The organism is Xenorhabdus entomophaga (genome assembly GCF_037996725.1).
Classification (GTDB): Bacteria; Pseudomonadota; Gammaproteobacteria; order Enterobacterales; family Enterobacteriaceae; genus Xenorhabdus; species Xenorhabdus khoisanae.
Map to the genome: position 1 here is coordinate 1 of NZ_JBBMXH010000116.1, position 12,214 is coordinate 12,214.

The following is a 12,214-nucleotide window of genomic DNA, read 5'->3' on the forward strand; positions in this document are numbered from 1 at the left end:
TTTGACCACCACCCCGTCAAACGACGCAGGTTGATTCTGGATAGCTGCACCTTCCAACCCTATATTCCGCACAAACTCTGATTTGTTCGGAATATCCGCCCCATTTCGACTCTTATCCAGTTTCCCCTCCATCGCCGCCTGCAATGCCCGTATTGATTGCAATGACACGGTCTGACCATTCGGCAATGTCACCGCCACCGTGCCATTCTGTGACATCCATTTGTCCATGTTCTGGAGGAACTGGGTGATGTTGCCGTTAATCGCCACCATATGTCTCACCCCATCGGAAATGGAATCCGGGACGGTGGTCTGAATCTGGTATTTTGCGTTATTAAGGGTAACACTGGCATTATCGGCCAGCACCAGCTCGGTATCGGAGTTCACCGCCTGAATCATGTGCAGTAAATTGCTGTTGCCGGACTGGATTAACATAAGCTGCCCGGGGGCGACCCCGTTGATATTTGATATAAATTTTGTGCCCGTGCCGCGGACAATAGCCGAGCCGGACACGGTTGAGATTGTGCCTTGGGTATAAATCATGGTGGAGTTCCTGAAAAAAGAGAGGGTTAACCTTCTATCATGGTTAAATCGACGATAAAGCCTTCCATTAAGGGCGGTGGGCCACTCCATGTTTCGGGATTTGAGCCACTTACTCGATGGCCTAAATAATCATAGAAGTAAGCTATCTCAATCCGCCCATCACTGTACCGGCCTTCAAAGTATTCCTGCCAAACATCGTATTCCCATTCTTCATCATAAAAAGGGGGATTGAACTCACCGGGGATATGCTCAATATTTTTATTATATTGCCGAGACTGCCATTTTATCGGCATAAACCCGTAGCGCCGCCCGGCCTCCCCCACGTAAACAAACGGTCGACTTTTGTTGTTGGGCACATCGACATAAAAACGGGTGACGAACGACAACAGCTTCATGGCGGATGAAAACATCAGTTCACCACGCTCACTGTAGACCTCCAGCCCGTTATTACCCCGCACCTGTAATTCTGAGATGGGGGCAAAAAAGTACTTCCCACCTGCGCCGTAGACCTCCGCATAGTTGTAGTAACGTTCATCCCAGCCGATATTACTTTCATTGGCATCGGCCTTTCTTAAAAATCCCAGTGACGGGGTTTTGTCGGATAACTGCACTAAGCCGTTATCGGTATAAAATTCTAATCCCAGCATCTTAAATCGCCCAAATTGTTACATAGTTTTCCATCTTTGCCCATGTAGTGGTCTGACCACCCCCTCGGCCTTCATGTTCCCAGCGATACTCGTCATAATCGACGTGATAACTGAACGTGCTGCCAGATACACTGAACGCGGTAAATTCATTACTTAATATGGAGGCACGTAATCCGTGATGCCTTCCGTACATTTTTAAAAAGAACCGGGCAGTGACATTCCCGCCCTCGCTCAGGCCCGGTAAATACAGGCTGCCGGATTTTTTCAGCGGAATAACGTGGGTGCCCAGAAAGCGCGGAATGATATTGTTCGTGGTGATAATTAACCGGCCTTTTTCATCGTAAATCTCTAATCCCATGCCCATTACCAGAACCCCATCCTGATCCGCAGTCTGCCATTATTATCAAATAGCTGCTTTAGGTTATTGGTTTCGACCCAATAACCGCCGTTCCCCTGACCGTAGCTGGTCATTTCACCGGTTCGCATATTTAACCTAAATCCGGTTCGCCGGTTCGGGTCAAAGTTGGTCGACTGGAGGGTGTCGGCAATCTTCGCACTGGTAATCGTGGCATCACCAACGAACAGGCTGTTAATGAAAACCTGACCATTTTTAATCACAAATACCGGCTCCATTTTCCCATTGGACGGATTCACCACCGTAAACTGGTTCGCCCTGACGCCGAAATGTGTTTCGACCTTACCGTTCTTCACCTCGGCTCCAATCACCATGCCAGCCTGATAGAACTCCCCTTTGTACTTCACCCCTGCCCCGATATCCTTGATAGCATAACCGTTACCGTCGATATCAAAGACCGCGGTCGCCTTGGTCTGCACCGCCGCCGCATTCTCGCCCACTTCGGCCTGAACTTTTTCCATCTTCTCCGCAAAGGCTGTCCTGTCGGTCAACTGTGTGGTTTTGACTTCCAGTATCTCCGTCCGCATCTCACCATTTTCTTTCAGTTGACGCTGGACAATGGAGCCACTCAACGCGGCATTTTCCATTGCCGCTTCCGAGTTATAATCAATCTGGGATTGCAGCCGTTTTCCGGCTTCGGCAGTGAGGAACTGGTTGCCGGTTGCCTCCACTATCCAGTTCGTGTCCGTTGAGGACTCGCCCCGGACAAACTCCGTCCACGGGGACTGATTGCCGGATTTATCCACCAGACGGGCACGGAAGTAGAACGCCACCCCGGCTAACAGTCCCTGTAGGGTATGGGTGCGTTGCGGGTAGGGAATATCCGCCAGCAGCATTAACCCTTCACCGTCGTTAGTCGGGCTGTACTGGATCTCGGTTTTCAGCGTGTCGTCCGTCTGTGGCGCAAAACCCCAGTCAAGCTGGATACCAAAGATAATCGGGGTTGTTCTGAATGCCAAAGGTGCTGGGGGATTACCCTGTTTTCCCGTGATATTCACCTCCTCAGATGAAGCGAATAAGCTGGGGATATCAAATGAGTTTATTGCCTTAATGCGAGCCTGATACCGGCCGGAGTACGCATTCGGTATTTCGAATCCCGGTGATGACGAGCGGGGAATGGAAATCCAGTTACCGCTGTCCCTGCGCCATTCACCTACGTAAGCAACTGCACCCTCTGCTTTTTCCCATGAGATCAGTACGGTAGTGGTGGAGATACCTTGCTGAACAAAAGAAAAGCCCTCAATCTTGACCGACTTCGGCGGCGACTGGACGCTTGCAGGGATGATGGAGATAGGACGTTCGTCAATCCGCGCCCCTGTGTCGATACGGTCATATTTATCCGGGTCGTGATAAAGACCGTTAATCTCGAATGTGCCATCATTATTGTCCTTGATGCCGACGACACGATATTGTTGAATGAATAAGTCATTGGCGTCCACCGCCCAGCCAGCACCGGATACAGGTAATTCACTGTACGCAGTCGTCACGGTAACGACGTTACCATTAACGGACTGAACCGTCCGGCCCTCTGATTTTCCTGTCGGTAAATTCACCAACAAACGATCGCCTGACTGCACATCGGGTTTTCTGTCCAGTGTGATGTTGCGATCATTAACCGACTGAATACGCCCGCCAACAACGCGTCCGGCCCTGTTTTTATGCGCCACCCCGATAATTTGGCCGGGCATGGGGATCTGACCATCCAGACCCACGCGGAATGAAATCATAGTGTCGCGTGAGTTGGTCAGAATTGCCCATTTTCCCCGGCGTTGCGCCTCGCTCTGACGTGTGCAACCAATGGCGGCGATATCAATTTGGTTGATACCATAACGTTGGATTAAATTATCGTCTGAAACAACTTCAACCTCGTCATTGTAATGGTTGTCTGGATTTGACCAGCTCACCATGGCGACGGTGCTCCGGTTACGTTCACCGCCGCTGCTGTAGACGAATTCACCATTGATAACGCTGGCCTGAGTGAAAATGTATTTAATGTCCTCCGGCATATCCGCCATGGCAATGAACTGGTTAGCGCCCCAGTAAACCGAGCCACGGAATATCGCACCAATATCGGTCAGTACCTTATGCGCTTCTTCGCGTGATTGAATGTAGACATCGCAGGTAAATCGCGGTTCAGTGCCGCCTTTTCCATCGGGGACGGGTTGATCGCAATATTCCGCCACGCGATACAGCTCGATTTCGTCAACCTGTGTTCTGTCAATTTTGTCACCGAGTCCGCACAAGTCATTCAGTAATATGTCGTACAGCACCCACGCCGGGTTATTGCTGTGTGCCCATTTAAATGCTCCGTTCCAGATACCACTGCAAGTACGGTTAACCGGGTCGTAATTAGACGGCACGCGAATGATGCGCCCTTTGGGTTTGCATGAAATCAGCGGCACATTGCCATTAAACAATCTGGCGTCGAATTCAACGTACAGCAGCGCGGTATTAGGATAGCGGAATTTGGCGTCAATAATTTCGGTGAACGCCATGAGGTTCATTTTGTCAATGATCCGCTCACTGGTATTGTTCGCCGTTTTTCTGACAACCCGGACAGTCCAGCCTGTTTTTGCATCAGGCAGGTTAATACGATATGAGCGTTCATGCAGTGTTGTGGTTTTGGCATCGATATGGGTATCAAAAATAGGCTGGTAGCTGCCGCCATCCGTTGATAACTCAATGGCATAATCAATGCGATACCCCCCCGTATCACCATTGTCTTTTTGCTCCCTCAAGGCAGGCCAGCCGAGCCGGACACGAACGGCCGATAATTTCGTATTGGAAATATATTTTGTCCAGGGCGTGGCCGCTTTTATTTCTGTGTTGATACGAATTTCATTCTCAGCGGCAGGCATGCCTTTGATGTACGTCTGTGCCTGCGTCCCCGTGCGAAATTCCCATTTAACGCCCTCAAAATTCATGGTTCCGTTGCTGTTCTGCAAGGGGGTGCTGTCCAGATAGATATCTTTTGCACTCAGTTCGTTAACAAATTCGCCCTCACCCAGCGCCAGCAAGACTTTAGCCGTGGCCGTCGATTGGATATTATCGGGCATTTCGTAAGGGGTATGTCCGCCACCGCCGCCACCGCCTTTTGCACCCTCAATAACATGCCATGTCATCACTCACCTCTGAAATAAAAAAAACCGCCTCTGGCGGTCTGGGTTACTCGTTACGTTGCTTCTCTATTTGTTCGGTCTGATACTGGTCTTCGGTATAAACACCGGCAGAGATAATTGCCCCGCCGATCTCGCGTGAGCCATAGAGAATAGGAACAGGATTGCCCTGAACGGTGGTATTAACCGGACTCCCGAACGCATAAGAGGGTTTATTGTCCGGTGATTCACGCATGCCTAATCCCGGTGGCTGAGGCGCGAGCATTTGAGAGATGCCCCCCATTGCCATTGATGCGCCTGACGCACCGACAAATAATGCAGTCGAGGCGCTCCAGCTCAACGGGTTCCACCATGCAACAACAATCAGGGCGATACCTAAGACGACGTTGAACAGTCCAGCCCGCTTGCTGCCTGTGATCACTGGCATAATATGGATATCCCCATGGCCTTTGGTCATATCCAGTTCATCTTTGTTGTAGCTTCTGCCGCCCACAATGACCGAAAAGGTAAATCCCTGTTTGTGGGCATTTAGCATGAACGCCTCAAAACCCGTAACAAGTTTGCTCATGGCACGGATAGCATGCGGGGCGTCTCTGGCAGCATATTCAAATGTCGCGCCGAATTTGGCAGCAAGGACGCCATGAAGCCGGATTGTGCGAAGCGGGGGATCTGTATAAGTCATCATGGCCTCATAAGTAAAAAAACCCTCCGAAGAGGGTTGGTTAGACTAAAAAGGAGCTTCCTAAGTAGTGGGATTGCATTATTATTTCTTACATAACAATCTGAAATTACCCAAGCCAGCCTGGTCATCATCGTCCACTATAACTACAGGTCCATGATGTTTCAGCTTACCGCCTTTAGTTTCAATATAAACATAATATGGTTTTTTCCCTGTGTACCCACCATATGTATTTTTGGCATTAACCATCCCACATACATAACCATCTGATTCATCTGGCGAGGGGTAGAATGAATCAAATTTTGCGCTATCTGGATCTTTGAGGTTATCTCTAACAATAGATTCACCTATGTTAATAAAGTCTTTTTCTGTAGGTTTACAAGCCACTAGTGATAACCCAAAAAACACAACAATTAATACCCTACTCATCCTTACCCCTTTTTATTTCTTCGGTAATATTTCTCCATGCTAGTTATGATCTATTATTTATGCAATTTCTCATATCGCAGCATCTTCACAGTTCTATCTTTCCAGTACCCACCATAAGGCACTTTCTGGCTCAATTGCCCGTAAAGATGATGGAGCAATAAATTACCCTCCAGCAGCACGCCCGCATGATTCGGCATATCGGCCTGAACCTGCATGAGAACCACATCACCCTCCTGTGGATCGCCTGTCACTTCAACGAAGCCGGCCTGCTCAAAATTATCTAGGTACAGATTTTCGCCTTGCTCCCACCAAGGATAATTGACCCGGTAGTCATTCAGTTCAATATCATATTGTTGGCGGTAATAGCTCATAATGAGGCCGTAACAATCATAGATACCCAGCACAAATGGCCTGCCTATTAAGGGTAGCTCCCCGCGCGGATAGATTGTCCTGAAATCGCCTTCCGGGTAACTCACGATATGCCACGGCAACTCAGTGAAATCGCATTGTGCCTCATCCAGATCACTAGGCAGGGTGGTCGCGTCCGGGTGACTGTGAACGATGCCGGTAATCGTGCCCCAGATTGAGGCGTCCAGATAATCGCCGGGGTCTAACTGGAACTGTTCAGTGGGATTAGGGGCTAGGTTTTTGCAGGGGAAGTATTTTTCTACGCGGCCTTTCTGAGCCACCACGCCACAGCATTCGTTGGGGTATTCGGTTTTGGCATGCTCAAATACCAATGCCAGTGTTTTATCGCGCACAGTTATCTCCTAATGAGCGATGAGGCCGGGAATCCACCGAATGGCAAATCACCCTCCTCTCCGTGACGCAACTTACAGGCAATCACGGTGCCGGGACAGCGATCTTTACCCGGGTCATCCGTCGGGTTGTTGTCGATATCAAAATAGTTTGTTCCGGCATAGTCACAGCCCTTACCTGTCCGATACCAGCCGCGTGCACACCATGTACATACGCCGTGAATTTGCCGGGTGGGAATAATCAGTCCGTCCAGTGATGCCGGGCTTGCCAGTTCAAAAACAACCACCGTGTCCGTCTCGGATATCTTTCTATTCACATAGAACATTAACCGGCGTTCTTGCTGTGGGTCCGCCGTGGGATTTCCCTCTGTAAAGTTTTTGGCATCCAGATAATGAACAAAGGTATCGTGAATGGTCACTTTGGCTTGCACCATGTCATCAAATTGCAGGCATAGCGCGGTGACCGTTCCCTCAATGTTGGCGACAGATAAGCGAGGATGGGCAGCTTGTCCATCCGTGGACATTTCCAATCCCTCTATCTGGACAGGCCACGGCTTATACTCTTTATCCTGCCACCAGAGGGATTTTGGCTGCGGCTGACTGCCTTTTTTCTCTGTCGCTTCAATCTCTTCGGGTGTCACGGGCATGCCATACGCATGAAAACGGAGCACATCGGCTCCGAATTTTGTCCCGTCAATTTCATACAGCCGGACGATATTCCCGGCATCTAATTTTTGTACATCAGCAGTAAACATGATCGTCCCCTAGGGCGCGTGCGCTTCAATGAATTCGGCCGACAGGGCATAAGTTTTGTAGTCAATGGCCTGATATTTATAGCTTTCGCTCCGAAATAGCCCCTTACCTGCCAACGGTGGACTCCAGATGAATGGCTTATGGCCTTCATGTCGGTCAAGAAAGGCGATAATTTCAGTGATGTATTTTTCATTGCCGACAAAATCAACGCTCCATCTCATCGATTTGGGGTTAATCCCCGCGCCAGAGACTTGCTCATAACCGTCGCCGAATTTCGCTTTTCGGATAGCAAATTCAACGTTGGAACTGGCATTAACCCGCGGCATCCATGTAAACGTTTCCATTATCGTCCCCTTATCGCTTTGTTGATTGCGCCACCCTGCCTCAAGTCCCTGTCACGTTCGGCGTAATAAACTTGGGCTACAGCCTGAGCGAATTGCCGCCCGAATGCGGCGTTGTCACCGTTAGAGGTGCTTTCGGCTTTTCCGTCTGTGATATTGATCTCGATATTGACGTTTCCTTTATCACTCAGCCCCTTCGGTGTGATCGCCCGGACCCCCAGCGAACCATCGGGGCCACGCTTAAGCGGCATAATGGCTTCCGGTCCCGCCTCCCCCATCAGCCCCGCACCCTTAGCAAAGGCGAACATCGTCGGGCTGCTGACAATCTGCCCGCTGTACTGACTCAGGTTTGCCGAGGTATAAACACCGCCCTTGGCGTTCTTGGTGAACATGGAAGCAACCCCATTGAGCATGCCGCCGCCACCGCCACCGAATGAAGAGGCCAGCATTTCAAATGCCTTATTCGCCGCGATTTTCATCAGGCTCTGAACGACACTCTGCGCCATTGAGGCGAACATTTCGGAAACGCCTTCTTTGAGTGATTTAGTTCCGGTTAACATACCGGTAACCATGTTGCTCATGCGTTCGCTGACGGTATCAAGCAAGTTGAGTGCCACTTCGTGATAGGCGCTTTGGGCAGCAAACAACTGTTTCGCCGCTTCAATGCGTCTCGTGTTGTTTTCCGTTTCGGCTGCCGCAATCAGTTCATTCTTACGCTGTTCACTGATAATCTGTGTTTCCGCGTAAGTGTCATACAAGGCTTTTTTGCGGGCCAGTTGGTTATCCAAGTCCTGTACCGGGTCAACGTCACCCCGCAGGGCATCCTTGGCAGAAACGGCATATTGCTGTCGGGCGTCTGCGTTACCCCTGACGTCCTCTTTCCATATCTCACCTTTTCGGTAAGCATATTCGGCGGGTGACTTAATTTCACCATGAGCATTCTGCCGCTTTAGCTGTTCTGTGGCTTCTTGGGTTCTTTTGGCAACACGACGGAACGGGTCGGCTTCTATGGCAGCCTGTAAGTCCTGATAACGCTGTTTGGTTTCTGTCAGTCTCTGGTTGAGCAGGTTCAGATGGCGGTTCTGCGCCTGCGTGAACTTGGTCACGTTATCCTGAGCGCTGGCGAACAACTCAGCCGCCGCGTTGCCTTCCTTGTACCGGATCGCTTCTGTGGCCAGTTGCGTATTCAGGTCAGCCACTTTATTACGGTAGTTTTCCTGTGCACTGGCGGCTTCCCGGGCGGCTTTTGCAGCCTCACTGGCGGCTTTTGACGCCGCCGCCTGCGCTTCTTTGGCTTTTTCGCCATTCTGATAGCTGGCTACCGTGTTATTGATGTACCTTTGGTAATTAACTTGATGCTCTGGTTTATTTAAATCCTGATCTTCGGCGGCAAATTCCGCCTGCCTTCTGATTCTGTCCTCACCTTGCAGGGTCGATAATTCACGGTCACGCTCAGATCGCTTAAGGAAAGCCTGTTGCTTATCGTCCAGAGTTGCTTGAGGGATCTGGAGCGGGGTAGCAACATTTGCTATCTCACGCTCTGAAAGCAGTCGATTACCCTCCTTCATTAAGCGGTTAAACTCGCTATACTCACCGTTCATCATCAAGAGCGAATGACGCATAGCATCCTGCTTTTCCGTTCCCTGCTTAATCAGATCAATTCGGCGCTGTTCAACTAATGTCAGAACCTGTTTAATTTCTGTTGCCTTTTCCTGCATCGTATTTAAGCGGGATTGCTCAACAGCTAGATCACTGGTCGCCTTTTCCAGCCCTCGACGTAACGTTGCAAGGTTATCATCACTCAGGGGGTCTTTGGGGTTATCGCGCGCTTTGTAAAGCATCTCTATTCGGCGCTTTAATTCGTCAATTTTCCTGACCTGTTCGTCAATGAGTCGGTTTTGTTCATCCCATGCTTTTTTGGCTTCTTTCGCATTATCGGACGCTTCCGGCAGGGTCATTTGGGGGATTTTTTCCGGAATTTCATCAATGGTGCGTGCGTATTCCTGTGCCGCCTGTCTTGCCTGTACCGTATTCTGGTAGGAGGTATACCACGCTGCCGCACCCAGCATCACTAAACCGGGAATACCGCCCACCAATCCCAAAAGTCCGCCCATCATTCTGGAACCGACTGACGTGATTCCATTCAATCGATTCTGTGCCGCTGTCCGGGCATCAATATTGCGCTTAAGGGTGGCCTGCGTTCGGGATAGCCGCTCTTCCGCCTGCGTTTGTTTGTCGGTCCCCTTTGCCGCCGCCAGTGCCTGCTGTGCCCGGTAGACCGCCGCTCGTGCTCTGGCGGTCGCTATCCGCGTCCCTCTGACCTGCGCATTCGCTAGATCCACTTCAGCGCGGTAGGTTTTCCAGATGTTACCCGTAGCCGTCGCGGCCCCGGAGGCCATTCCCCCGAAGAACCGGGCCGCCCCGACCGCCACCAGTACCCCCGCCCCGGCGGCAACGGTATCCATATTCCTCGCTACCCCGTCCAGTACCCCGGATAAGGTTGCCGTGACCGAGGTGGTCCGGTTGGCTTCCCCCACCCACTGCTGAAAGGCAGTCTGAACGCGGGTTGACGCCGCGCTCACGCTGTTCGGCATCGAATCAAACTCTTTATGCAGAATCGCCAACTGACTGAGCAGGGCAGGCACAATCTTCGGCGTGGTCAGCTCGCCCGCATCCGCCAGTTGTTTCAGGTCTTTCTGCGCGACGCCCAATCCATCTGACAGGGCTTTCATAATACGCTGGCCGGACTGGGCCACCGAGTTAAAGTCCTGTCCACGAAGCACGCCGCGCCCCAACGCCTGCGATAGCTGGACGATAAGGGAGGACGTCTCTTCGGCGGATGCACCGGAAACTTGCAACCCGGTTGCCAGTGCGTCAGTCAGGGACAGAATGTCTTTTGTCGAATAACCGTATTCACGCAGGGAACTTGAGACACGGGAAAACAGCCCCGCATTGGACTCAAAGGTGGAGCCGGTATACTGGCTGATCCGCAATAATTCCCGTTGCGCGTGGGTGAAATCTTCCGTGGAGGTGGTGGCTAACTTGATGCGGGCATTCAGGGAATTGTAATTGTCCGCCATGCTGATCAGGCGTCCGGTGGCGAACATCCCGGCAAAGGCGCCTGCCATACCGGCGGCGGCGTTCTTGGCTGACAGCAGTTGGTTATTGAGTTCCCGTAACGCCTGCTGGCTGTCACGGGTGGCCGCTGCTGCCCCGCGCCCGCCCTTTTCCATCACCCGGTAATAATCTGCCCCCATCCGGGAGGCGCGGGCAATTTCAGCCTGAAATGAAGACGAATTGGCCGAGATTTTAATAATCAGTTCACGTAATTTTGCCATGGAAAAGATCTCAGGACAGGTTAGATAAAAAGGCTTCCAGCCCCGGCGCACGGTCACTGTCTGCGTCGGGTTCACGCCATTGCAGCAGGACATCACGCAGGGCGACTTTGCCCCCTTGTGACTGGTACACAGCCGCCGCGATTTGGGCGGCCTGAATATCCCCCCGCTCATCCCCCAACGGACTCACCCGGTCATATGCCAGCCAGTACAGTAATTCACTGGCGCTCAGGTCCCGTTGCAGCTCAGACAGGGTTTTGCCGAGCCGCAGCGCCAGTGTCATCATGAAGAAGGTGACCGGTTCGTTTACTTTTTTTCTGCGTCCGCCTGTGAAGCCATCAGTTCCAGTGCTTGATGCAGCAAACGGCTGTGAACCGGGCCATAAATGTCTGCCACGGTGTCGATATCGTCTTCGGTAAAGACCGGATCGCCGTTCTCATCCCTGAGTACGTCAATAAACAACACGACATCCCCCCGGATATTGCGGTGCGTTTTCTCTGCGATGGACAAGGTGTCTTCCTCACCCTCTTTCGGTAATGTCACTGCCTGCCAGTGTCCCCATGCTCCCGCTGAGGGTTCGCGTAAGGTGACGGTGACATCGCCCCATTCCGGTACGGTGACGGTTTTACTGCGAAAGCCGGCATTCGGGGCCAGTGCCAGTGCGCGCAGGTCGGGTTTTTTCTTCGCCATGATTTATTCTCCCTGTGAGGTGTTTTTGGTTAACGACGTGGGTTTCAGGGGCAGCGGCTTGCCTTTCAGCCGCAGGGTAAAGCTGGCAGTCACCAGTCCACTGGCCGATACGCTCCAAGAGTTCTGGCGCACCTCGGCAAGGAACGCATACCCGTTGCCGGTGGGAAATTCCACCTTAAACGCATGCAGCTCGTCGGTGTCGTAGGCCGTGCGCAGCGTATCCTGCCCGGGTTCATCGGCGGACCAGTTGCCGGACAGGGTAATTTCGCCCGGGGCCGCAAGGCCATTCGTCATTTCCTGCTCAGTGGAGCACAAGGTGGTGACTTCAATGTCAGATTTTTGCCCGCCGGTATAACTGATCTCCTTGGTGGTGCAGTCGATGTGTTGCCAGACCGCATTTTGGGGATTGGCCTCTTTGGCTGCATTGGCCGAAATACTCACTTTCGTGCCCTGGGCCTTTTCGTACTTACTCGACATGGATAATTCTCCGGAAATAAAAAACCGCCCGCAG

12 protein-coding genes and 1 pseudogene are annotated in these 12,214 nt (G+C 51.6%); all 13 read right to left on the reverse strand.

All coding sequences use genetic code 11. The features are described 5' to 3' along the window. Positions 1 to 510, reverse strand: a pseudogene (locus AAC854_RS18890) (hypothetical protein); the annotation flags it as partial. A 56-nt stretch (positions 511 to 566) separates the two neighbouring features. Beyond that, positions 567 to 1,187 (reverse strand): hypothetical protein, encoded by a 621-nt coding sequence (locus tag AAC854_RS18895; RefSeq protein WP_340618460.1) that lies wholly within the window; start codon positions 1,185 to 1,187, stop codon positions 567 to 569. 1 nt (position 1,188) lies between these two features. Then, positions 1,189 to 1,545 carry an RNA-dependent RNA polymerase family protein gene (locus AAC854_RS18900; protein WP_340618461.1) on the reverse strand — a complete coding sequence of 119 codons (357 nt, stop codon included), beginning with the start codon at positions 1,543 to 1,545 and terminating at the stop codon, positions 1,189 to 1,191. 5 nt (positions 1,546 to 1,550) lie between these two features. After that, positions 1,551 to 4,724 (reverse strand): TipJ family phage tail tip protein, encoded by a 3,174-nt coding sequence (locus tag AAC854_RS18905; RefSeq protein WP_340618462.1) that lies wholly within the window; start codon positions 4,722 to 4,724, stop codon positions 1,551 to 1,553. Positions 4,725 to 4,767: 43 nt separating this feature from the next. Next, positions 4,768 to 5,400 (reverse strand): tail assembly protein, encoded by a 633-nt coding sequence (locus AAC854_RS18910; protein ID WP_340618470.1) that lies wholly within the window; start codon positions 5,398 to 5,400, stop codon positions 4,768 to 4,770. An 81-nt stretch (positions 5,401 to 5,481) separates the two neighbouring features. Continuing rightward, complete coding sequence (locus AAC854_RS18915; RefSeq protein ID WP_340618463.1) at positions 5,482 to 5,826, reverse strand: hypothetical protein; 345 nt, start codon at positions 5,824 to 5,826, stop codon at positions 5,482 to 5,484. A 53-nt stretch (positions 5,827 to 5,879) separates the two neighbouring features. Next, a complete protein-coding gene (locus AAC854_RS18920; RefSeq protein ID WP_340618464.1) occupies positions 5,880 to 6,587 on the reverse strand; it encodes a C40 family peptidase in 708 nt (235 codons plus the stop codon). A gap of 2 nt (positions 6,588 to 6,589) precedes the next feature. After that, positions 6,590 to 7,342, reverse strand: a complete 753-nt coding sequence (locus AAC854_RS18925; protein WP_422824106.1) for a phage minor tail protein L — start codon at positions 7,340 to 7,342, stop codon at positions 6,590 to 6,592. Between the two features lie 6 nt (positions 7,343 to 7,348). Next, complete coding sequence (locus AAC854_RS18930) at positions 7,349 to 7,681, reverse strand: phage tail protein (protein ID WP_340618466.1); 333 nt, start codon at positions 7,679 to 7,681, stop codon at positions 7,349 to 7,351. Continuing rightward, a complete protein-coding gene (locus tag AAC854_RS18935) occupies positions 7,681 to 11,016 on the reverse strand; it encodes a phage tail tape measure protein (protein WP_340618467.1) in 3,336 nt (1,111 codons plus the stop codon). The genes AAC854_RS18930 and AAC854_RS18935 overlap by 1 nt, the downstream gene beginning before the upstream one ends. 10 nt (positions 11,017 to 11,026) lie before the next feature. Further along, positions 11,027 to 11,299 (reverse strand): phage tail assembly protein T, encoded by a 273-nt coding sequence (locus tag AAC854_RS18940; protein WP_340618468.1) that lies wholly within the window; start codon positions 11,297 to 11,299, stop codon positions 11,027 to 11,029. 20 nt (positions 11,300 to 11,319) lie between these two features. Next, complete coding sequence (locus AAC854_RS18945; RefSeq protein WP_340618469.1) at positions 11,320 to 11,703, reverse strand: phage tail assembly chaperone; 384 nt, start codon at positions 11,701 to 11,703, stop codon at positions 11,320 to 11,322. Positions 11,704 to 11,706: 3 nt separating this feature from the next. Further along, the gene (locus AAC854_RS18950) at positions 11,707 to 12,180 is read right to left on the reverse strand and encodes a phage tail tube protein (RefSeq protein WP_340618471.1); all 474 of its coding nucleotides are present in this window, start codon (positions 12,178 to 12,180) and stop codon (positions 11,707 to 11,709) included. Between the last annotated feature and the right edge of the window lie 34 nt (positions 12,181 to 12,214).